This is a genomic window from Arthrobacter sp. UYEF3, assembly GCF_040546245.1.
GTDB lineage: Bacteria > Actinomycetota > Actinomycetes > Actinomycetales > Micrococcaceae > Arthrobacter.
Map to the genome: position 1 here is coordinate 1 of NZ_JBEPNK010000016.1, position 21,569 is coordinate 21,569.

The window sequence follows — 21,569 nt, forward strand, 5'->3', positions numbered from 1 at the left end:
GAGGGTGTGGGAGAGTAGGTCACCGCCGGAACATCATTAAACGGTCGAGGACCCCAACCACCACGTTGGGGTCCTCCCGCATTTAACCCCCCACCGCCAAGCAACACCGGACGCATTGCTGGTCGGGGCGCCTTGCCGGCGCCGCGCTAACTGCGCGCGTCCGCTGAGGGCGCAAGCGACGCGAAAATAAGTCGAAACCCGGAAATTTTCGCGAAAAAGCGCGAAAACACGGGGAATTTGCCGCCTCGGCGGCGGCAAGCTGGTAAGTTTTCGAAGAGTAGTTTGCATGCATTCCGCGTGCAGGCTTCAGAAATTAGAACCGTCCAGGAGGACATAAATGGCTAAGAACCGTAGTGAACTTGTTGCAGAGGTAGCTGGCAAGGCCGGCACCAGCCAGGCAGCCGTCAACTCCGTGCTCGATGCACTGTTCGAGGTTTTCGAGACCTCTGTCGCCGCGGGCGAAAAGATCACCATCCCGGGCTGGCTCGCCGTCGAACGCACCGACCGTGCAGCCCGCACCGGCCGCAACCCGCAGACCGGCGAGACCATCCAGATTGCCGCTGGCCACAGCGTTAAGCTGACCGCCGGCTCCAAGCTGAAGGCTGCAGTCGCCAAGAAGAAGAAGTAGTCTTCTTCGAATGCTCAAAAGGAGCGGCAACCCGACGGGTTGCCGCTCCTTTTGCATTCACCACCGGCGCACGGATTCGGCACCGGGGCGGGCGTAGCGGACAATGGAGTGGTGCCTTCCGCAGCGAAACCCCGAACCCCAGCAGCGCCCACCCCGACAGGGGGAGGGCTTGGCATTGGTGACAGGGTGCCGGGAATTTCCCGCCCATGGCAGCTGGCCGGCCTGGCAGCCCTGGTGCTGGGCCTCGTGGCGGCGCTGCTCTTCTCCGGCGCAGCCGGGGCCCGCGCGGTGTCGGATCCGGGAGCGCTGGTACGGTGGGGACTCCCCGTCAGCAAGGCCCTCCACAACGCCGCCCTGGCGACGGTGATCGGCGGACTGATCTTCGCCGTCGCGATCCTGCCCAGGAACCTCACTGGCCGTCAGTCCAAGGACAAGAACGCCCCGGAGCATCCCGCCTTCACCCGTGCGTTGGCAGTCGCCGCAGCTGCCGGTGTCGTCTGGACCCTTTCCGCCGTCGGCGTGCTGGTCCTGAGCTACTCTGACATCGCCGGCCAGGCCATTTCGGGGGATCCGGAATTCACTAAGTCCCTTGTGTACTTCATGACGGATATCGAGACCGGCCGGGCTTGGCTGACGGTGGTCATCATCGCCGCCGTGGTCACCACCGCTCTGTTCGGCGTCCGGTCACGGGGAGCGCTGGCACTGACCCTGATTCTCTCCATGGTGGGGCTGGTCCCTTCGGCGCTGATCGGCCACTCCGCCAGTTCGAGCGACCATGAGGGTGCCATCAACTCCCTGGGCCTTCACCTGGTGGGCGTCTCGGCCTGGGTCGGCGGCATCATCGTGTTGACCCTGCTGTCCGGCGTTTTGGCCTCCTCGTCCGGGGCCGGCGGCAAGACCGACATCACCGAGCCCACCTTCCGCCGCTTCTCGGCTCTGGCAGGCTTTGCCTTTGGCCTGGTCTTCGCTTCCGGTGTGATCAACGCGAGCATCAGGCTTTCCAGCTGGAATGATCTTTTTGCGTCCCCATACGGGCAGCTCATCCTGGCGAAGACGGCCGCCACGCTGGTTCTCGGCGGCGTCGGCCTCATGCACCGCCGGTGGGTCATCCCCCTGCTGGGCGTCAAGGGAGCAGGTTTGTCGGCCCGACGCGTGCTCTGGCAGTTGGTTCTCGTGGAGCTCCTGATCATGGGTGTGACGTCGGGAATCGCCGTAGCGCTCGGCCGTTCCGCCCCGCCCCAGCCCCGATCCTTTGCCCCGGACGCTTCCCCGGCGTTCATCCTTTCCGGCTACGAGTTGCCTCCGGAGCTGACCCCGCAGCGCTGGCTCACAGAGTGGCGGCTCGACTGGCTCTGGGTCGCGGTGGCGGCCTTTGGCCTGGTGTCGTACGTCCTCGGGATCCTCAAGGTCCGCCGGCGCGGCGACTCGTGGTCCTGGTTCCGTAGCATCAACTGGGTGATCGGCCTGGTGGTCCTCACGTTCGTGACGTCCGGGCCGCCGTCGGTCTATGGCCGGGTGCTGTTCTCCGCGCACATGGTGGACCACATGGCGCTGACGATGGTGGCTCCGATTTTCCTTGTCCTCGGAGCGCCGGTCACGCTTGCGCTGCGTGCGCTGACCGCCCGGCGGGACAGCTCCCGCGGGCCGCGGGAATGGCTGCTGGTCTTTGTCCATTCGAAGTTCTCCCAGCTCGTCACTCACCCGCTGTTCGCCGCGGCGAACTTTGCCGGCTCGATTGTGCTGTTCTACTTCTCTGACGCCTTTGATTACGCGATGCGCGACCACGTGGGCCACGAACTGATGAACCTGCACTTCGCCCTCACCGGCTACATCTTCGTGCTGACCATGATCGGCACGGACCCGCTGCCGCGGCGGGCGCAGTATCCGATGCGGTTGCTGCTGTTGCTGGCCACCATGGGTTTCCACGCCTTCTTCGGCGTATCGATCATGGGCGGCACCGGGTTGCTGGCGGCGGACTACTTCGGCAACCTAGGCCGCACCTGGGGGCCCTCGGCACTGCTGGACCAGCAGACGGGCGGCGCGGTCGCCTGGGGGATCGGCGAGGTGCCCACGCTTCTGGTAGCGATCGGCGTCGCGGTCATGTGGTCCAGGTCGGACGCTCGGGAGTCCAAACGCACCGACCGTGCGGCGGACAGGAATAACGACGCCGATCTCACCGCTTACAACGATATGTTTGCCCAGCTCGCCGAACGCGACGCGAAGCTGGCAGAACGCAATTCAAAGCTGGAAGGACGCTGATGAGCGAAACCGTACGCACCCACCTCCGGGTCAGGGCCTCCGAACTCGTAGGCCGCGGCTGGCTGAACACGGGCGGCAAATCCCTGGACCTTGAGTCCCTGCGCGGCAAGATCGTCTTGCTCGACTTCTGGACCTTCTGCTGCATCAACTGCCTGCATGTCCTGGACGAGCTCCGCCCGCTCGAGCAGCAGTACTCCGACGTTCTCGTGACCGTCGGTGTGCACTCGCCCAAGTTCGAGCACGAAGCGGACCCGGTCGCGCTGGCCGCCGCCGTGGAGCGCTACGAGATCCGCCACCCGGTCCTGGACGACCCGGAACTGGACACCTGGAAGGCCTACACCGCCCGTGCCTGGCCCACCCTGGTGGTCATTGACCCCGAGGGCTACATCGTGGCGCACCTCTCCGGCGAGGGCCACGCGGACGGCCTGGCCGTGCTTATCCCCGAGCTGATTGCCGAGCATGAGGCGAAAGGCACCCTGCACCGCGGGGACGGCCCCTACGTGGCGCCGGAGCCGACGTCGGGCACGCTGCGGTTCCCCGGCAAGGCCTTGTACCTGCCGGCCGGGCGCGGTGGCGCCGCCGCACCGGGAGACGCCGCACCGGGAGACGCCGCGGCGGACTCCGACGCAGGGTCCTGGCTGGTCACCGACACCGGTCACCACCGGCTGGTGGAGCTCTCCACTGACTTCGAAACGGTGCTGGGCACCTATGGTTCAGGGGAGAAGGGCTACGCCGACGGCGGTGCCGCCGGGGCACGCTTCAACGAACCGCAGGGCCTGGTGCTGCTTCCGCCGGACGTGGCCGCGGCGGCCGGCTACGACGTCGTGATTGCCGACTCGGTCAACCACCGTCTCCGCGGGCTATCGCTTGGCGACGGCACGGCCACCACCCTCGCCGGCAACGGCATCCAGCGGCTGCTCGAGACCGGCCCCGCCCGTGTGGACGAGGACGGCGCCGCCTATGGTGCACGGCTGGAGGCGGACCCGCTGCACGTTTCTCTGAGCTCCCCGTGGGACGTTGTCTGGTCCGGCAAGCTCAACGCCGTCGTCGTTGCGATGGCCGGCGTGCATCAGATCTTTAGCTTCGACCCGGTCAGCGGTGCCGTGTCCATCGTCGCCGGTAACGGCCTCGAGGGACTGCTCGATGGACCGGCCGCGGAAGCCTGGTTCGCCCAGTCGTCAGGCCTCGCCGAAGACGCGGACGGCAACATCTGGGTGGCGGACTCCGAGACCTCGGCTTTGCGCAAACTCTTGATAGCCGACGACGGCGCCATCACGGTCGAAACCGCTGTCGGCAAAGGATTGTTCGATTTCGGCTTCCGCGACGGCCCGGCCGCCGGGGCCCGTTTCCAGCACCCGCTCGGCGTGACGGTGCTGCCCGACGGCTCCGTGGCGATCGCCGACACGTACAATGGCGCGGTACGCCGCTACGACCCCGCCACGGGCACTGTCTCCACGCTCGCGCGCGGGCTGTCCGAACCCTCGGACGTGATTGTGGACCACACCAGGGTGGCCGGCTCGGAGCCTTTGTTGGTGGTGGTCGAGGCCAACAAGCACCAGCTGGTCTATGTGCCGATCCCCAAGGAAGCGCAGCAGGTGGACGAGGGAGCCGCGCAGACCCAGCGTCCCAAGAGCCCCGTTGCCCCCGGGCTCCTGTCCCTGACGGTCCGTTTCACCGCCCCGACCGGGCAGAAGCTGGACGACCGCTGGGGCGACCCGACGCAGCTGAAGATCTCCTCGACCCCGCCGGAATTGCTGCTTGCAGGCGGCGGGACCTCCGTGGGCCTGCTCCGCACCCTGGAGCTCGCATCCGACGTCTCCGAGGGCGTGCTGCACATTACCGCCCGTGCCGCGGCCTGTGACGGCCCCGAGACCGAAGACGGCGAGATCCCGGACCACGCGGCGTGCCACCTCTACCAGCAGGACTGGGGCATCCCCGTGCTCCTGCAGGCCGACGGGGACACCGAACTGGTCCTGGACCTGCGCGGGATGGACTAAGGCGGAGCGGCCGCTGCCTCGTAGCGCACCGAGGCTGCCGTTCGTGACCCGGTGTCACGGACGGCAGCCTTTTTTGGTGCACCGGGGGACGCGTATGCCCGGATTTCCGGCCTTCACGGTGCCAGGGCTGCCTGAAAACTCTGCTGGGCGTGACTGTCCACATAGCGCCGCTGGCCGCTGCCACCACCGCAGCTGCCCGGAAAAGATTGGCCTATGGATGTCTTCACGGCTTTGGCCATCTGCGGCGGCGCCGCGAGGCGCCCCGTGTTGGCCAGCCTGGGAATCGACGATGCCGCTCTACGGCGAGCGGTCAGGCCGGTGTGGTGCAACCGTGCCGCGGGCTGTACGCCCTCCCCTCCACGGGCCCCGGCTACGTCTACCATCGCCGTGGCCTGGCATTCGACAGCCAGGTTGCCCATGGCGGCTTGCTCTGTGAACCGTACCCGCACCGGCCCTATGCAGCCCCGGCCGATGTGTTGATCCATGCACTGAGGTGCTTGCCACTCCGGGACTCTCTGGTCATGGTCGAGTGCGCCGTCGGCCGGGGCGAAATGACAGTGGACTTCCTGCGGAAGAGGCTCCCAGGACGGCGCAACGGCAAGGCCCGCCAGGTCCTGGGCGGGGTGGACCGCGGGGCCGATTCGCTGTTGGAGACGCTGGCCCGGACATACTTTCGCCAGGCCGGCATCCGGGTGCAGACCCAGGTCTGTATCGACGGCGTCGGATATGTCGATCTGCTCCTGGAGGGCAGGCTCATCGTGGAGCCTGACGGACGCCACCACGGAGACTGGACGCAGGGGAAGAAGGAGTGACGCGCGCCGTCGAAGCCCTAGTTGCTCAGCTTCGGGGTGAGCTTGACCGTGTCGCCCTCGATGTCCAGGCGGGTGGTGAAGCTGAAGTCGTGGACCGCGTTGAGCTCGGTGACGGCACCGGTGAAGAGGTCCTCCTGCCGCGCCTTGATCCTTGCCTTGCCGTCCAGCGGTGCGACCACCCAGCGGCCGCCGAAGGGTTCGATGCTGACGGTGGGATAGTCGGTGATGCTCCAGTCGATGGTCCCCGGCACGATGCGGTTGTTGGTGGTGTGGTAGAACGGGCAGCCCGGCTGAAGTTGCTGCGCTTTGTCGGCCTGGGCTGCGCAGTCGTCCAGGAACTGCTTGACTTTGGCGCTGACGGCGCCCTTGAGGCCGTCCGTGGCCTGGGTAAGCAGGTTCAGCGGTGCGGGGGGCATCTCCCGGCCGGCGAGGGCTACCCGGGTCGCGGGGGCCGCGAAGAACTGGCCGTTCAGAGACGCCTCGTACTCGCCGGGGTAGAACACGGCGAAGGAGTTGCGGCCGTTGGGCATGTTCACCGGAACCCCGTTGAGTGAGGCCTGGTTCGAGTTGACGACGGTGACATCCAGTACCGGCAGCGCAGCCGGCACGAAGGACCAGTCGTGGAAGAACAGCCATTGTGTTCCGGAACTTTGCAGCAGGAACTCGGTGCGCAACTGGTTCCCGTCAATGGTGTAGTCGACAGGCACCATGACCTGCTTGCCGCCCCGGTCCTCCGGAGCCCCGACGTTTACTCCGGAGAACTTCGAGGCCGCGGTCTTCAGCGCATCTCCGTCCAGCATCGCGGGGTTGCTTTGCGGCACGGTGGCGCGCAGCAGGCCGAGGGCTTTCGCTCCGTCGCCCTTTTGCAGCGCATCCAGATACTCGCGCACCGGCTGCTGCGGGCTGGCAATGGAATTGTTCACCAGATTGACGGCGACGACAGCGCCGGCCACGGCGAGCATCAGGCCCAGCAGCCACAAGGCTGCAATCCTGACCAACGCCTGACTCATCTGCACGTACCTTAGATTACCTGCACGCCCGCTGAATACAGGTGTTGCCGTTCGACGGACGGGCGTCAAGGCATAGCGTCAGCGTCCGGCTATGCCTAGCGGCGGCGCCGGGAAGACGTGCCGAACACGCCACGAAGCAGTTCCCGGCCCAGCTGGGTGCCCATGGACCGGACCATGCTCTTGAGTCCGCCGCCCAGTGCCCCGCCCAGCGCACCGACTACCTCGCCAGCAACCCCGCCGCCAGCCGGCGCCTGCCCTTCCGAGGCCCGCCGCAGCGGCGGCGCCTCCCGACCGCTGTCCTGCCCCGGCGCGGGCCGGCTGCTGGGCCGTCCCAAAGTCTCCTCTTCGATCTGGCGGGCGTCCGCGTCGACGGCGTTGGAGGAACCGCCGGCCGCGGGGCCGGTCGCCGCGGACGCGCGGCCTGCCAGCTTCTCGTAGGCGGAGACGTTGTCCACGGCGGTGCCGTACTTAGCCAGCAGGGCGGAGCCGGCCACGGTGCTTTTGACGAGGTCGTCCGTACTGGGTCCCATGATCGATTCCGGGGAACGCAGCCGGGTGAGCGCGACCGGCGTCGGCGCGCCCTTCTCGTTCATCACAGTGACGACGGCCTCGCCGATCCCGGCAGAGGTGAGGGTTTCCTCAAGGTCGTAGTCGCTGACCGGGAACGTGGACACGGTGGCTTTCAGCGCCTTGGCGTCTTCCGGGGTGAAGGCACGCAGGGCGTGCTGGATGCGGTTGGCCAGCTGGCCCAGGACGTCAGCGGGCACATCCTTTGGCGTCTGCGTGACGAAGAAGATCCCCACGCCCTTGGAACGGATCAGCCGGATGGTGGTGGTGATGGCGTCCAGGAAGGCTTTGGACGCACCGTTGAAAAGCAGGTGGGCTTCGTCCAGGAAGAACACCAGCTTCGGCTTCTCCAAGTCGCCGGCCTCGGGGAGGTCATGGAAAAGGTCCGCCAGCAGCCACATCAGGAACGTCGAAAACAGCATAGGCTTTGTCTGCAAGGTGGGCAGTTCCAGGCAGGTAACGACGCCGCGGCCGTCCGGGGCGGTCCGGAGCAGTTCGGCGGTGTCGAACTCCGGCTCGCCGAAGAACTTTTCCAGGCCTTGCGCTTCCAGGTTGATCAGTTCGCGGAGGATGACGCCGGCGGTTGCCTTGGACAGGCCGCCGAGTTCCGCGAGTTCGCCTTTGCCCTCGTCCGAGGTGAGGAACTGAATGACAGCGCGGAGGTCCTTGAGATCGATCAGTTCAAGGTTCTTCTGGTCAGCGAAGTGGAAGACCAGCTGGAGGCTGGATTCCTGGGTGTCGTTGAGTTCCATGACGCGGGAAAGCAGGATGGGACCAAAAGATGAAATGGTGGCACGTACCGGAATGCCGTTGCCGTCTCCACCCAAGGCCAGGAACTCCACCGGGAAGGTTTTGCCGGACCAGGCCTGGCCGATGCTTTCGGTGCGGGCCTTCAGTTTCTCCGAGCCGGTGGCGGCCATGGCGAGACCGGAGAGGTCACCCTTGATATCCGCGAGGAAGACCGGGACGCCGGCGTTCGAGAGCTGCTCGGCCATCATGTGCAGCGTCACGGTTTTGCCCGTGCCGGTCGCGCCGGCCACCAGCCCGTGCCTGTTCATCATCGCCAGCGGCAGCCGGACAGGGGCCTCCTTGTGGAGTTCGCCGTCGACGATCGCGGCTCCCAACTCGATCGTGGGCCCCTCCAGGGTGTACCCCTTCTGGATGGTGGCGACTTTATCTGCAGTGGATTTCATGGCCATGCCGTTAGCTTAGCCGGGTACGGCAGCCGGACCCGGCGTTAGCGGATGTTATTTTTCCAAGCGCCTGCCGGTGCTATTCCGCAAGGGCCTTGAGGACTTCTGTGGCCACGTCCCCGCTGGACTGCGGGTTCTGGCCGGAGATGAGGTTCCCGTCGCGGACCACGTGGGAGCTCCAGGCGGCCCCGTTTTCCACGACCGAGCCCTTCTCCTTCAGCATGTCTTCAACGAACCATGGCGTGTTCGCCCCGGTGCCGCCGCCGAGCTCCTCTTCGTTGGTGAATACGGTGAGGCGGCGCCCGGCGAAGGCGAAGCTTCCGGCGTCGTCCACGGCGCTCAGCAGTCCGGCGGGGCCGTGGCAGAAGGGTGCGATGACCTTGCCGTCCCTGTTGGCCTCGATCAGCAACCGGCCGAGGTCTGCGTCCTGGAACAGGTCGGCCATGGGGCCGTGGCCGCCGGGCATCACGATCGCGGCGTACGTGGAAAGGTCGACGTCGGCCAGCACCAGCGGGGCCGAGAGTTCGGCGTCGATTTCTGTCAGGTACTTGCGAAAGCCGTCGGCGCGGTCCTGGCCGCCGGCGGACTCTGGCGCCAGGCTGACCTCATCCACGGTGGGCTTGGCGCCGCCGGGGGTCGCGATCCGGACGGTGTGGCCGGCGCCGAGCAGGGTCTGGCGGGAGACTACGAGTTCTTCGGCCCAGTAGCCGGTGGGGTGCTTGCTGCCGTCCCGCATGGTGAGGGAATCCGCGGCGGATACGACCATCAGAATGTTAGCCATGTTTGCTCCTGTTCTGCCGGCCACAGGGCCGGTCAAAGGGTGGATGTGGTGGTTCGGTTCTTAGCGTGCTGCTTCGAGCCCGGCAAAAGTGGCGTCGTCGAGGACGATGCCACCGGCGGCCAGGTTCTCTTCGAGGTGCATGACGGAGCCGGTGCCGGGGATCGGCATCATGACCGGGGAGCGGCGCAGCAGCCAGGCGAGGGCCACCTGAGAGGTGGTGGCGTCCAGCCGCGTGGCCGCCTCATCCAGCGGGCCGCCCGGACGGGCAAGTTCGCCGGCCGAGATCGGGGCCCACGGGATGAAGCCAATGCCGTGTTCCTCCGCGTAGTTGAGCACGTCCTCCGAGCTGCGGTCCGTCAGGTTGTAGCGGTTCTGCACCGTGGAGACAGTGAAGTACTTCCCGGCTTCCTCCAGTTCGGCCACGCTGACCTGGGACAGCCCGAGGGCCCTGACCTTGCCCTCCTGCTGAAGGTCGCGGAGCACGCTGAACTGCTCTTCCTGATCCACTTTGGGGTCAATCCGGTGCAGCTGGAGCAGGTCCAGCGTGTCCACCTGGAGCTTGCGCAGGCTCAACTCGGTCTGCTGGCGCAGGTATTCGGGGCGGCCCACCGGCACCCATGCATTGGGGCCGGTGCGGGTAAAACCGACCTTGGTGGCGATCTGCAAACCGTCACGGTAGGGGTGAAGGGCCTCGGCAAGGATCTCCTCGCTGATGTTGGGCCCGTAGGAGTCGGCGGTATCGATAAAGTCGACGCCCAGCTCGACGGCCCGGCGGACGACGGCGATGGCCGCGTTCCGGTCGGCGGGTTCGCCCCAGACGCCGTCACCGACGATGCGCATGGCGCCGAAACCCAGCCGGTGGACAGTTCCAAGGTCCTTCAAGTCGATCGTCGCGGTTGGTTCATGGCGGTGCGGATTGTCGTGGGTCATACAGGCGGCAACCTACTAAGCGTGCTGAGTATTCCACACCCTCAGCGACCGTACTAAGGCGCAAAGCCACCCCCGGGGAAGCCGAAGAATCCTCGTTCCGGAAGACAACCAAGTAGTGGCCCCCGCAAAAGTGAGTACTCCAGCGAAAAGACAAGTAGAAGTACCGCAGAAAACGAGTGGAGACTCCCGATTCGACGCCTCATCGCGCCCCTAGCATTGGAATTACCAGATGCGGCCGCGGGCCGCATCTCCTGTTTTCCGCTTCTCGCCTGGGGGTCTCACATGTCCAATCCATCCAACCACGCCGTCATAAGCCGCGCTGACGTGCGCCGGCGCCTTGCGGCTGCTGTTGTCGCCCCGATGGTGCTCAGCGGCGTCATCATGTTCGCACCGCAGGCGAGTGCGGATACCGGCCAGCCGGGAGCAATCTGCAAAGGCGCAGTCAACCAACTTTCCCACCGCGGCACCGTGCAGGAAAACCTGCTGAAGGCAGCCGCACGCAAGAACGCGGACCTCATCATGCGACTGCAGGGTGAAAGGAACGCACTGCAGGACACCGCGAAGTCCCTGGCCGCGCAGATCGCTGCGGCGCAACAGTCGATCACGGCGATGGAGGCGGAAGGGCAGAAGCTCGACGGCGACATCTCTGCGGCGACGGATAAGCTTGCTTCGCTGCAGTCCTCCCTGTCTGCGGCCAAGACTGCCGTCGAGGAGTCGCAGGCCGCTCTCACCGACCTGGCGGCCCAGCGGGCCGCCGCAGAGGCGCGGCTGGCCCCTCTGCAGGAAGAACTTGCACTTGCGGAGGCAACTGCCGCGCAGTTGACCAGCCGCAAGGACGACCTCACCGCCCAGATCGCGACGAAGACAAACGAGCTGCGGGCAGCTGAGACCGAGCAGGCCTCACTCCAGACCGTCGCCGACGACGCTGCGGCAGCCCTCGCCGCGCAGAACGCCGCAACGGCTGCCGCCGAGGGAGAACTGGAGACTCTGACCGCCACGGCAGACGCGGCAGCCTCCGACGAGGCAGCTGCGGCGCTGGCCCTCAACGCCGCCGAGGAGGAGCTCGCTGCCCTCGAAGGCCGCGGGACGGCGGCGCAGGCCGAGCTCGACGCGCAGCTTGAGAAAGTCGCGACAGCCAAGGCGACTCTGGACACCCTTCGGACTTCCGCTGCAGCGGCGGCAGACGCCGTGACAGCGAAGAACGCCGAGATCTCCGCGGCCGAGGCGTCGCTGGGAGGCCTTCAGGCAGCGGCCCGGGATGCGGCAGACGCCCTCGCTGCCAAAAATGCCGCTATCACTGCAGCGCAGACGGAACTGGGCAACTTGCGCAGCGCCGCCGACAGCGCCGCGGCTGCCGTCGCCGCCAACACCAATAAGCTCGCGGGGGTGACCGGAGATATCACCACACTGCAGCATCAGATCGACCAAAAGAAGACGGCGATTGCGGCCAAGCAGGCCCAGCTCACCAAGGCGCAGGATGAGCTGGCCGCGCTACAGGCCAGCGCAACCACACTCGAGGCGGACATTGCCACACTCAATGCCCAGATTAGTAAGCTCAACGGCAACTCCCAGGCGAAGCGGGACTTGATCGCACAGCGGGACGCCAAGCAGGCGACACTGAACACCCTGAACGGCCAGATCAGCGCCAAGAACACCGAAATCGCCGGATACACGGGAGATCTGGCGACGTTGCAGAACGCGGTTGTTACGTTGAACTCCCAGCTGCTGGCAAAACAAGCGGACAGCAGTGCGCTGCAGCAGCAGGCGGCTCCGCTGCAGGCCTCGCTCACAGCAGCCAACGACGCCGTCGTGGCGAAGCAGACCGAGCTGGCCGCCTTGCAGGCTCAGCTTCCGACGCTCCAGAAGTCCTTGGCGGATGCCTCTGCAGCAGTTGCCCCCAAGCTGGACCAGCTCTCCGCGCTGCAGGGGCAGCTCCCGGCGCTCAAGTCCACGGCAGCGGCAGCGGCTGCGGCGGTTGCGGCCCAGGAGCAGCTCGTGACGGGCTTGGAAGCGCAGCTTCCGACTTTGACCGAGGGGGTGGCCGCCAGTCAGGCAGCCATCGCCGAGCAGAAGCAGGTACTCGCAGGCCTCAAGGTCAATCTCGCCGCGGCCACCACGGCACTCGACGCAGCCAACGCCGCGGCAGCTGCCAAGGCAGCCGACGTTGCCGCCCTGCAGGCCGAACTGCCGGCACTGCAGGGAACGGTGGACAAATCCATCGCCGCCGCCGCTGCTATGGCGAGGGAGATCGCGGCATTGACCGCGGCGCAGGACTCCCTCGTCGCCCAGCTCGATGTGCTCAACCCCCAGATCGAGGCCCAGGAGGCCAAGATCCTGGAGCTCCAGACTCAGGTCAACCCGCTGCTGGATCAACTGAACCGCCTCACCGGGGAGATCAGCGCCACGGAAACCAAGCTCAAGGACCTGCAGTTGCAACTGACCGACCTGGACGGGAAGGTCACGGACGCGGCGATGGAGCTCAATAAGCTGCAGGCAAAGAAGGGTGCGAACAAGGACGCCGTCGCCGCGCAGAAGAAACTGCTCGGCGGCCTACAGGACCAGCTGGGCAGCGTGCAGAACCAGATCCATGCCATCGACTCGCAGATCGCGCTGGGGGGCTGCGTCGCCTGAGGCTGGGGTCGTCCGGCCGAGCGCATTGCGCGGCGCAACACTTGCCGGTCCTTGCGACCTGTCCGGTCTCGCCCGTGCCGGCTGGCGCGCAGAGCTGGGGAGCGCCACAGGCAGGCAGAAATAAGCCCGCCCCCGGCGTCGTTGGCACCAGTGTGCGCCGGGCGGGATCCCGTCCGGCGCCTGAGATTTTCCCGCTACGAAAGGCCGGCTTTTCCGTGACTGTTCCGCTTTCCATCCTTGACCTGGCAATCATCGGCAAGGGCCAGACCGCGGCGGAAAGCTTCGCCGGCAGCGTGGCCATGGCGCAACGGGCCGAGGAGCTGGGCTACCGCCGCATCTGGTACGCCGAACACCACAACATGTCCTCCATCGCCTCCTCCGCGACCAGCGTCCTAATAGCCCACATCGCCGCTCACACGAAGAGCATCCGGCTTGGTGCCGGCGGCGTGATGTTGCCAAACCACTCGCCGCTGACCATCGCCGAGCAGTTCGGCACCCTCGAGACCTTGCACCCCGGGCGGATCGACCTCGGGCTGGGCCGCGCCCCCGGCAGCGACCAGAACACCATGCGGGCCCTGCGCCGTGACCCGATGAGCGCGGACAGCTTCCCCCAGGACGTCCTGGAACTGCAAGGCTACCTGACCGGTCCCACCCGCATCCCGGGCGTGGAGGCCACCCCGGGCAAGGGCACCAACGTGCCGCTCTACATTCTGGGCTCGTCGCTGTTCGGGGCCAGGCTGGCCGCCCAGTTGGGGTTGCCGTACTCCTTCGCCTCGCACTTCGCGCCGAATGCCCTGCAGGATGCCGTGGCAATCTACCGCCGCGAATTCCGGCCCTCCGAGCAGCTGGACGCCCCGCACGTGATCGCCGCCGCCAACGTGATCGCCGCGGATTCCGCCACAGCCGCGCAGGAAATGTTCCAGGCCACCAAACGGGCCCGGGTCTCGCTGTTTTTCGGCAACGGCCGGGTCTTCAGCGACGACGAGGCTGACATGATCCTGGACTCGCCCCAAGGACAGCACCTGGCGCAGATGATGAAGTACTCCGCGGTCGGTACCCCGGCCGCCGTACTGGAGTACCTTGAGGAATTCACCCGGCATGCCGACGCCGACGAATTGATCGTCGCGCACCAGAGCGCCGTCGTCGGGGACAGGCTGCGTTCAGTGGAGCTCCTCGCCGAGGTCGCCGGGCTCGCGCGGGTCTGAGCCCTGAACCGGAGCGGCAGCGGGGTTGCCCGCCTAGGATTCGCGCCGGGCGCCCTCGGACGCCGTAACGGGAAAGATGCGCGGCGCGGCGAATCCGGCCCGGTCGAAGGCCTGGGCCACGCCCTCGGCGACCCTGCGGGCGTCGCTATCGCGGACCAGCGCTATCGCGGCACCGCCGAAGCCGCCGCCGGTCATGCGGGCGCCGACGGCACCGAGCACCTGTGCACTGGAAACTGCAAGGTCCAGTTCCGCGGTGGAGATCTCGAAGTCGTCGCGCATCGATACGTGCGATGCGTTCAGGAACGGTCCGATGGCGGCCGGGCCTCTAGTCCGCAGCGTGGCAACGGTGTCCAGGACCCGCTGGTTTTCGCTGATGACGTGACGGACCCGGCGGAAGGTCTGCGTGTCCAGCAGGGCTGCGGCGCGCGGCAGGTCCGCGGGGCCCAAGGCCCGCAGGCTGCCGACGCCCATGGCCCGGGCTCCCTCCTCGCAGGACCGACGCCGGCTGGCGTAGCCGCCGTCGGCGTGGGAGTGACTGGTGCGGGTGTCGATCACGAGCAGCCCCAGCCCGGCGCCGGCGAAGCCGAGCGCGATCGACTCGGTCTGCAGGCTCTGGCAGTCCAGCAGGATGCCGTGGTCCGGCTCGCCCAACAGCGAGGCCGACTGGTCCATGATGCCGGTGGGTGCGCCGACCACCCGGTTCTCTGCCAACCGGCCGATCCGCGCCAGCTGCTGCCGGCCCAGCCCCAGCCCCCAGAGCTCGTTCAGGGCCAGGGCCACGGCGCACTCGACGGCGGCCGAGGACGACAGTCCGGCGCCGGCCGGTACGTCCGAGCTGAGGGCCAGATCCATGCCGGCCAGGCCGTCCACTGGGCCCCCGCTCTCCCTCGCAGCTTCTGACATGGCCCAGGCAACGCCCAGCGGGTATGCGGCCCAGCCGTGCAGGGCGTCAGGATCCAGCCCGTCGAGACTGACTTCCACGACGCCGGGGAAAGAGCTGCTGGCGACGCGCAGCCGGCGGTCCGCGCGGACGCTGGCCGCGACGAGCGTCCGCTTTTCGATCGCAAGAGGGAAGGCAAAACCGTCGTTGTAGTCCGTGTGCTCGCCGATCAGGTTGACCCGTCCCGGGGCCGACCACAGGCCCCCCGGGGCGGCGCCGAACTGGCTGGAAAAGTACTCGCGTCCGCGCTGCAAAAGGTCGGTCATGGCTGTGCTGGAGCTTCCTTATCAGGGTGTGCCGTGTCAGTATCTTCCTTGTCAGGGTCTGCCTTGTCGATGGCGTCCCGGAGCCGGGCCGCTGCGGTTTCCGGTGGGATGTCGGCGATGAACGCCCCCATCGCCGCTTCGGATCCGGCCAGGTATTTGAGCTTGTTTTCCTCCCGCCGGGGCGAGGTCAGCTGCAGCATCAGCCGGATATCGTCCCGGTGGGTGTGGACGGGGGCCTGGTGCCAAGCCGAGATGTACGGGGTGGGGGTGCCGTACAGCCCGTCGACGCCGCGCAGGAGCCGACGATAAAGCGCCGCAAATTCGGTGCGTTCAGTGGCCGTGGTGGCCGCAAGGTCAGGGACGTGCCGGTGCGGCAGCATGTGGACCTCCAGCGGCCAGCGGGCCGCGAAGGGAACAAACGCGGTCCAATGCTCACCCTGCAGCACCACCCGCTCCGACTGCTGTTCGAAGCCGAGGATGTCCTCGAACATCGGGCCGCCGTAGTTCTCGATCGAACGGATCAGCTGGGCCGTGCGCGGCGTGATGTAGGGGTAGGCATAGATCTGCCCGTGCGGGTGGTGCAGGGTCACCCCGATTGCCTCGCCCCGGTTCTCGAAGGGAAAGACCTGTTCGACGCCGGGCAGTTCGGACAGTGCGGCGGTCCGGTCCGCCCAGGCCTCCACGACCGTGCGCATCCGGGACAACGACACCTCGGCGAGCGATCCCGTGTGCTCCGGCGAGAAGCACACCACTTCGCACCGGCCTACGGACTGCCTGCTCCGGCCGAGCCCCACACCGGCGAGGTCCGCCAAGCCTTCCGGCGCTGCGGGACCGGACAGTGCGGGCCCGAAGGACGGGGACTTGTTCTCGAAGACGGCCACATCGTAGGGGCTGGGAATTTCGGAGGGGTTCCCCGGCGAGGCCGGGGAGAGCGGATCCAGGTGCGAGGGAGGAAGGACCACCCGGTTCTGCCGGGCCGCGGCGATCGAAATCCACTCGCCGGTCAACACGTCCTGGCGCATGGTAGCCGTCGGCGGGCGCGTCGCCGGCTCGCGGAGGTCCGGTCCGCGGTCCGGCGGCAGCGCCGTGTCGGCGTCGTCGAAGTAGATCAGGTCCCGTCCGTCCGAGAGCTTGTAGGCACGCTTCGTGATCTGGCCCATGCTAGGAGTTCCTTACGGGGTGGCCGCTGTGGGCGGCATCGGTTTCGTCCACGCGGCGGACGGCCAGGAGCACGCCGTGCTCGGGGTTGAGGACCGGCATTGGCAGGCCGGAGGCCGCCAGGAAGCGGCCGGTGGCCTCGACGCCGTCGGCCAGCCAGGGCGGCGGAACGGCCTGCATGAAGGCCCGTGCGTCGTTGGGTGCCGGGTAGACGGCCTCCACCCGGTAACGGTCCTCGGACTGCAGGCCGGGCAGGCTGACCCGTCCGGGGACTTCGGCGAACGAGGTCGACACGGACACCAGTGCATACAGGGCTTCGCTGCCGTCGTGGGAGATGACACCGTGCAGCCGCAGCCCCGGATCGGGTTCGTCGGCCCGCACCATCCGCCCGCTGTGCAGCAACGGACGGTACTGCTTGAACAGCGCGACCGCCTGGGCAAGCTCCCGGCGCTCGGCGCCGTCGAGTTGCCGGACATCCCATTCGAGGCCGAAATGGCCGAACATCGCGGTGATCGCCCGGAACGAGAGGTCGTGGGTGCGCGCTGTGGTGTGGCTTGTGGTGGGCCCGATGTGCGACCCGACGAGTTCCGGCGGCACCACCATTCCGGTCCACCGCTGGATGGTCTGCCGCTCCAGCGCGTCGTTGCAATCCGAGCCCCAGACCCGGTCCGTGCGTTCCAGGATGCCGAGGTCAACACGGGCGCCCCCGGAAGAGCAGCTTTCGATCTCGACTCCGGGGTGGGCGCTGCGTAGTTTGTCCAGGAGCCGGTAGACAGCCCGGGTCTGGGCGTGGACCGAAGGCTGGCCGTTGTGGCCCATCTCGGTCAGGTCCCGGTTCTGGTCCCACTTGAGGTAGCTGATCCGGTTTTCCCGGAGGAGCGCATCGAGCCGGTCGAAGATGTACTGCCAGGCATCGGGGTTGACGAGGTCGAGGACCTGCTGGTGCCGCCACCGTTCCGGCAGCCGGCCGGCGGTGCCGGCGGTTCCGGCCGGGGAGCGTGGCGCCGGCCCGGCAATCCAGTCCGGGTGCGCGCGGGCGAGGTCCGAGTCCTCGTTGATCATCTCAGGTTCCACCCACAGACCAAACTCCATGCCGTGGCCGGTTACCGCGTCGATCAGCGGCGCCAGGCCGCCGGGCCAGAGCTGCTCGTCGACATACCAGTCGCCGAGGCCCGCGGTGTCATTGCGCCGGCCACGGAACCAGCCGTCGTCGAGCACGTAGCGTTCGACGCCCAGGTTGGCGGCGGACTCGGCCAGCTCCAGCAAGGCCGGAAGCCGGTGGTCGAAATAGACTGCCTCCCAGACGTTCAGGACCACCGGGCGGGGTTTACCCGATTCCGCGCCGGGGTGGTGCGGCCGTCCGCGGAACCAGGCGTAGAAGGCTTCGCTGATGCCGTCCAGGCCGGCTGCGGAATAGGCGGCAAAAAGCCACGGGGTCTCGTAGCGGGCATTCGGCGCCAGGGTGATCTCCGCGGATCCGAGCAGCTCGGTCGCGCCGATGACGGTCCGGCCGTCGCCGGCCGTGTCAACGAAGCTTTCGTGGTTGCCGCTCCAGCCCAGGTGGACGGCCCACACCTGTCCGTGGCGGTACCCGAACCCGGCGGTGCCGGCGGCCAGCAGGAGTGAGGAATCGTGGCCGGTGCGGCCGTGCCGGCCCGAGCGGACCCAGGTGCCCTGCTGCAGCGGGAGACGCTGGGGGTGGGACTCCCGGCACCAGCGTCCGGTCAGGTCCAGGACTTCCACGGCCGCGCGGCCCACCGGCAGCACCGCGGCCAGCTCCTCGACGGTGTAGTCCTCCGGTCCGTCGTTCGCCAGGATGTGCCGCAGCTGCAGCAGGCCGCCGTCGTTGAGCCGGATCTCGGTGCGGACTGTGATGCCGGCGTGGGGGTCGGTCTGGCTGATGACGGCGGATCCGGCATCATCCGCGGCAGCTGCGGCGGACACCAGCCGGAGCCGGGACGAGAACGCCCGGCCGTTGCGGTGACCTCGGAGCCCGGGACGCCCGCGCCAGCCGGAGGAGGCCTGCGGGATCAGGCCCAGGATCACCGGAACATCCAAGGCGGAGTGAGGCACCGGGTCACGCAGCATAGTCAGGTCCGGGAGTTCGGGGCCGAGATCGGCTCCGAAGTGCAACAACGCCGGTTCGCCGGTGCTGAAGTCGATGAGCAGCGCGGTCCCCGAGCGCCGCAGATACAGCGGAGCCGGGGGCGTGGCAGTTCCTGCGGCCCGGGTTTCCGGGGCAAGATTCAGGTCCGGGTCGTTCACGGCAGCTCCAGGCGTTGTCAGGGCGGATGGGGTGGTTGGGGCCGGTGTGGTTAGCCGGCGACGGCGCCGGGTGCGTTGCCGGTCGGGGCCAGCCGGAGTCTTCCGACGCGTTTGCTGAGGATGCGCCTGGCTTCGCCTCCCAATAGGTCGTCGCTGATGAGTTCGTCGGCATCTTCAAGGTCGGCGATGGTGCTGATGCCGAGCGTTCCCCACTTCGTGTGGTCGGCCAGGACCACCACCCGGCGGGCCGCCGCCACGAACGCCCGGTCGGTTTCGGCCTCCAGCACGTTCGGGGTGGTAAAGCCGGCGTCGGGGTCGACGCCGTGGACGCCCAGGAACAGCACGTCCAGATGCAGCTGTTTGAGGGCGGACGTGGCCAGTGGGCCGACCAGCGCGTCGGAGGGCGTGCGCTCGCCGCCGGTCAGGATCACGGTGGACGGGGACGAACTCTGGTGGAACACATCAGCGATCCGCACCGAGTTGGTCACGGCCGTGATCCTGGGGCCGGCGGCGAGCAGTTGGGCCAGCGCCCAGGTGGTGGTGCCGGCGCTGAGTCCCACCGCCATTCCCTCGCGCACCTGGGCGGCGGCCTCCTGCGCGATCGCCAATTTTTCTTCCTTAAGCTGTGTCACTTTCAGCTCGAAGCCGGGTTCGTGGGTGCTGGCGCCGCCGGGAAGTTTGGCGCCGCCGTGGATCTTCTCCAGGGCGCCGGCCGAGTCGAGGGCATCGATGTCCCGCCGCACGGTCATGAGGGAGACGCCGAGCATCCGGGCAAGGTCCGCGACGCGGACGATCCGTTCACGTTGAACCTCCGCGAGGATGGCTGAGTGGCGGGCTGCGGCGAGCATTTGGTGTCCTTAGTGGATTGAGGTTTGGGACCGGACGACGGCGACCCCGCCGGCCGCCAGGGTGAGGGCGCCGCCGGTATCGTCCCCGCTGAGGAGGTCGACGCCGTTGACGTCCAGCCGGGCCTCCCCGGCTCCATGGTTGATGAAGAACGTCCAGTCGGTGCCGTTCTTACTGCGCCGTGCGACCTCGACGTCGGCGGGAAGACCGGTGAGGAGGGGCTGCACGGCCGAGTCGGAGCATACGACGTCGAGCAATTCGGCCATGCCGGCCGGCGCCAGAGAGGTGGCGACGTAATAGGCACGGCCGCTGCCGGTGCGGTGTCGGGTCACAGCAGGGGAACCGGCGGCAGGCCCCTCGGTAACGGCCGCGAGAACTTCGGCACCCGCGGCCTTCCCGAGTTCCTGCCAGCACGTACCGGTGCCAAAACTGCTGAGCCGGACAGATTCTCCGGCGCGCAGCGGGAAGAACTCTTCCATCTGCACGCCCAGGAGTTTGCTGAACGCGCCGGGGTAGCTGCCAAGCCTGATGTGGTCATTTTCGTCCACGATACCGGAGAAATAGCTCACCACGAGGTGCCCTCCGGATTGCGCGTAGCCGGCCAGATTTGCGACGCCGGCATCGCTGAGCAGGTACTGCATCGGGGCAACGACGAGCCGGTAGCCGGAGAGGTCGTCGGTGCTCCGGCGGAAGTCCGTAGGGATACCCGCCCGGTAAAACGCATCATGCCAGCGCCGGGTCTCGGCGATGTTGGAGGAGTCGATGCTCGGGTGGGAATCCAGCTCCGATCCCCAGCGGGCGTCGGTGTCGTGCAGGATGGCGACGTCCACCCGGCCGGAGGCGCCGGTCACCACCGAGCCGCTGACTTCCGCGAGGCTGCGGAGCGCCCGGCCCAGCTGGACCACCTCACGCCAGACCTTGGTGTCCGTGCCGGCATGCGGCAGCATCCCGGAGTGGAACTTCTCGGCGCCCGCCCTCGAGGCCCGCCATTGGAAGAACAGCGCGCCGTCGGCACCGCGGGCCACGTGCTGCAGGGAATTGCGCAGCATCTCGCCGGGCGCCTTGGCGATGTTGCGGGGCTGCCAGTTCACGGCCGAGGTGGAATGTTCCATGAGCAGCCACGGCTTGCCGTTGGCCCAGCCGCGGGTGAGGTCCGCGGTGGCTGCAAGCTCCTGGAAGTTCCGCGGGTCCTCGGAGATTAAATAGTGGTCATTGGAGACCACGTCCATCTCCTCGGACCAGCGCCAGTAGTCCACCGGCTGGTGCAGGCCCATGTTGAAGCCCATGAAGTTGGTGGTCACGGGGTGCCCCGAATGTGAGCGGATGATCGCGGCCTCGGCCTTATAGCATTCGAGGAGCTCGTCGGAGGAGTAGCGAGCGAAGTCCAGTTGCTGGGTCGGGTTGACCCAGGTTCCGGACGTCCGCGGCGGCAGGATCTCGTCCCAGGCCGAGTAGCGCTGGGACCAGAAGGCGGTTCCCCACGCGGCGTTGAGGTCCTCCAGGCCGCCGTACCGGCGTTCGAGCCAGCGCCGGAAACCGGCGGCGGCGCCGTCGGAGAAGTCGGGCTGGTTGTGGCAGCCGTACTCGTTGTGGATGTGCCACATGACGACGGCGGGATGGTCCTTGTAGCGGGCGGCGATCTGCTCGGTCAGCGCGGCGGCGGCCCGGCGGTAGTCGGGGCTGGAGGCGGCGAAAGCCTGCCGTGAACCGTAGCTGTGGCGGACGCCGTCGGCCGTCACCGGAAGGGACTGGGGATACTTGTGACTGAACCAGGGCGGCGGTGAGGCCGTGGCGTTCGCTAGGTCAACGCGGATGCCGTTGGCGTGCAGCAGGTCCAGGATCCTGTCCAGCCAACCGAAGTCGTAGACGCCCTCGGACGGCTCGAGCAGGGACCAGCTGAAGATGCCGACGCTGACCAGGTTCACACCGGCCTCGCGCATCAGCCGGACGTCCTCGTCCCAGGTCTCCTCGGGCCACTGCTCCGGGTTGTAGTCCCCGCCGAAGGCCAGCGCCGGGGAGCCCTCCGTGGCGAGGCGGGCCGTGATGTAGTCCATGCCGGCGTTGTCGGTATTGGTGTCCAC

Annotated in this window: 15 protein-coding genes; 6 read left to right on the plus strand and 9 right to left on the minus strand. The window is 67.5% G+C overall.

Translation table 11 applies throughout. The annotated features are described in order from the left end of the window. Nucleotides 1-337 precede the first annotated feature (337 nt). From ABIB14_RS12140 to ABIB14_RS12155, 4 genes are all read left to right on the plus strand, one after another. On the plus strand, nt 338-628 hold the full coding sequence (locus tag ABIB14_RS12140) for an HU family DNA-binding protein (protein ID WP_354236135.1): 291 nt from the start codon (nt 338-340) through the stop codon (nt 626-628). Between the two features lie 108 nt (nt 629-736). Beyond that, nucleotides 737-2,887 (plus strand): bifunctional copper resistance protein CopD/cytochrome c oxidase assembly protein, encoded by a 2,151-nt coding sequence (locus ABIB14_RS12145; protein WP_502909656.1) that lies wholly within the window; start codon nt 737-739, stop codon nt 2,885-2,887. Then, nucleotides 2,887-4,884, plus strand: coding sequence for an NHL domain-containing thioredoxin family protein (locus ABIB14_RS12150; RefSeq protein ID WP_354236137.1), 1,998 nt, complete (start codon nt 2,887-2,889; stop codon nt 4,882-4,884). Before ABIB14_RS12145 ends, ABIB14_RS12150 begins: the two co-directional genes overlap by 1 nt. A gap of 497 nt (nt 4,885-5,381) precedes the next feature. Beyond that, complete coding sequence (locus tag ABIB14_RS12155; RefSeq protein WP_354236138.1) at nt 5,382-5,696, plus strand: putative endonuclease domain-containing protein; 315 nt, start codon at nt 5,382-5,384, stop codon at nt 5,694-5,696. A 17-nt stretch (nt 5,697-5,713) separates the two neighbouring features. Here the strand turns inward: ABIB14_RS12155 and ABIB14_RS12160 are convergent, their stop codons facing one another. From ABIB14_RS12160 to ABIB14_RS12175, 4 genes are all read right to left on the minus strand, one after another. Then, entirely contained in the window at nt 5,714-6,706 is a 993-nt protein-coding gene (locus ABIB14_RS12160; protein ID WP_354236139.1) for a hypothetical protein, read from the minus strand. A gap of 95 nt (nt 6,707-6,801) precedes the next feature. Beyond that, a complete protein-coding gene (locus tag ABIB14_RS12165) occupies nt 6,802-8,472 on the minus strand; it encodes a helicase HerA-like domain-containing protein (RefSeq protein WP_354236140.1) in 1,671 nt (556 codons plus the stop codon). Nucleotides 8,473-8,545: 73 nt separating this feature from the next. Then, on the minus strand, nt 8,546-9,247 hold the full coding sequence (locus ABIB14_RS12170; RefSeq protein WP_354236141.1) for a type 1 glutamine amidotransferase domain-containing protein: 702 nt from the start codon (nt 9,245-9,247) through the stop codon (nt 8,546-8,548). Between the two features lie 60 nt (nt 9,248-9,307). Beyond that, entirely contained in the window at nt 9,308-10,177 is an 870-nt protein-coding gene (locus tag ABIB14_RS12175; RefSeq protein WP_354236142.1) for an aldo/keto reductase, read from the minus strand. A gap of 282 nt (nt 10,178-10,459) precedes the next feature. Here ABIB14_RS12175 and ABIB14_RS12180 point away from each other — a divergent pair, with 282 nt between their 5' ends. Both ABIB14_RS12180 and ABIB14_RS12185 read left to right on the plus strand, forming a co-directional pair. Then, entirely contained in the window at nt 10,460-12,808 is a 2,349-nt protein-coding gene (locus ABIB14_RS12180; protein ID WP_354236143.1) for a coiled-coil domain-containing protein, read from the plus strand. Between the two features lie 215 nt (nt 12,809-13,023). After that, complete coding sequence (locus ABIB14_RS12185; protein WP_354236144.1) at nt 13,024-14,013, plus strand: LLM class flavin-dependent oxidoreductase; 990 nt, start codon at nt 13,024-13,026, stop codon at nt 14,011-14,013. 33 nt (nt 14,014-14,046) lie between these two features. Here ABIB14_RS12185 and galK read toward each other — a convergent pair whose 3' ends face one another. From galK to ABIB14_RS12210, 5 genes are read right to left on the minus strand one after another with little or no spacing between them, the layout of a single operon-like run. After that, nucleotides 14,047-15,219: a galactokinase gene (galK, locus tag ABIB14_RS12190; RefSeq protein ID WP_354236145.1), complete on the minus strand. Its 1,173-nt coding sequence runs from the start codon at nt 15,217-15,219 to the stop codon at nt 14,047-14,049. Then, on the minus strand, nt 15,216-16,379 hold the full coding sequence (gene galT, locus ABIB14_RS12195; RefSeq protein ID WP_354236146.1) for a galactose-1-phosphate uridylyltransferase: 1,164 nt from the start codon (nt 16,377-16,379) through the stop codon (nt 15,216-15,218). Before galT ends, galK begins: the two co-directional genes overlap by 4 nt. Nucleotide 16,380: 1 nt before the next feature. Beyond that, nucleotides 16,381-18,642, minus strand: a complete 2,262-nt coding sequence (locus tag ABIB14_RS12200; RefSeq protein ID WP_502909657.1) for an alpha-galactosidase — start codon at nt 18,640-18,642, stop codon at nt 16,381-16,383. Nucleotides 18,643-18,692: 50 nt separating this feature from the next. Next, complete coding sequence (locus tag ABIB14_RS12205; protein WP_354236147.1) at nt 18,693-19,490, minus strand: DeoR/GlpR family DNA-binding transcription regulator; 798 nt, start codon at nt 19,488-19,490, stop codon at nt 18,693-18,695. A 9-nt stretch (nt 19,491-19,499) separates the two neighbouring features. Beyond that, entirely contained in the window at nt 19,500-21,569 is a 2,070-nt protein-coding gene (locus tag ABIB14_RS12210; protein WP_354236148.1) for a beta-galactosidase, read from the minus strand.

Coding starts and splice junctions, on each gene's coding strand:
- ABIB14_RS12175 (WP_354236142.1), bottom strand. CDS start 10,177: ATGACCCACGACAATCCGCACCGCCATGAACCAACCGCGACGATCGAC.
- galT (WP_354236146.1), bottom strand. CDS start 16,379: ATGGGCCAGATCACGAAGCGTGCCTACAAGCTCTCGGACGGACGGGAC.
- galK (WP_354236145.1), bottom strand. CDS start 15,219: ATGACCGACCTTTTGCAGCGCGGACGCGAGTACTTTTCCAGCCAGTTC.
- ABIB14_RS12160 (WP_354236139.1), bottom strand. CDS start 6,706: ATGAGTCAGGCGTTGGTCAGGATTGCAGCCTTGTGGCTGCTGGGCCTG.
- ABIB14_RS12205 (WP_354236147.1), bottom strand. CDS start 19,490: ATGCTCGCCGCAGCCCGCCACTCAGCCATCCTCGCGGAGGTTCAACGT.
- ABIB14_RS12180 (WP_354236143.1), top strand. CDS start 10,460: ATGTCCAATCCATCCAACCACGCCGTCATAAGCCGCGCTGACGTGCGC.
- ABIB14_RS12150 (WP_354236137.1), top strand. CDS start 2,887: ATGAGCGAAACCGTACGCACCCACCTCCGGGTCAGGGCCTCCGAACTC.
- ABIB14_RS12165 (WP_354236140.1), bottom strand. CDS start 8,472: ATGGCCATGAAATCCACTGCAGATAAAGTCGCCACCATCCAGAAGGGG.
- ABIB14_RS12140 (WP_354236135.1), top strand. CDS start 338: ATGGCTAAGAACCGTAGTGAACTTGTTGCAGAGGTAGCTGGCAAGGCC.
- ABIB14_RS12170 (WP_354236141.1), bottom strand. CDS start 9,247: ATGGCTAACATTCTGATGGTCGTATCCGCCGCGGATTCCCTCACCATG.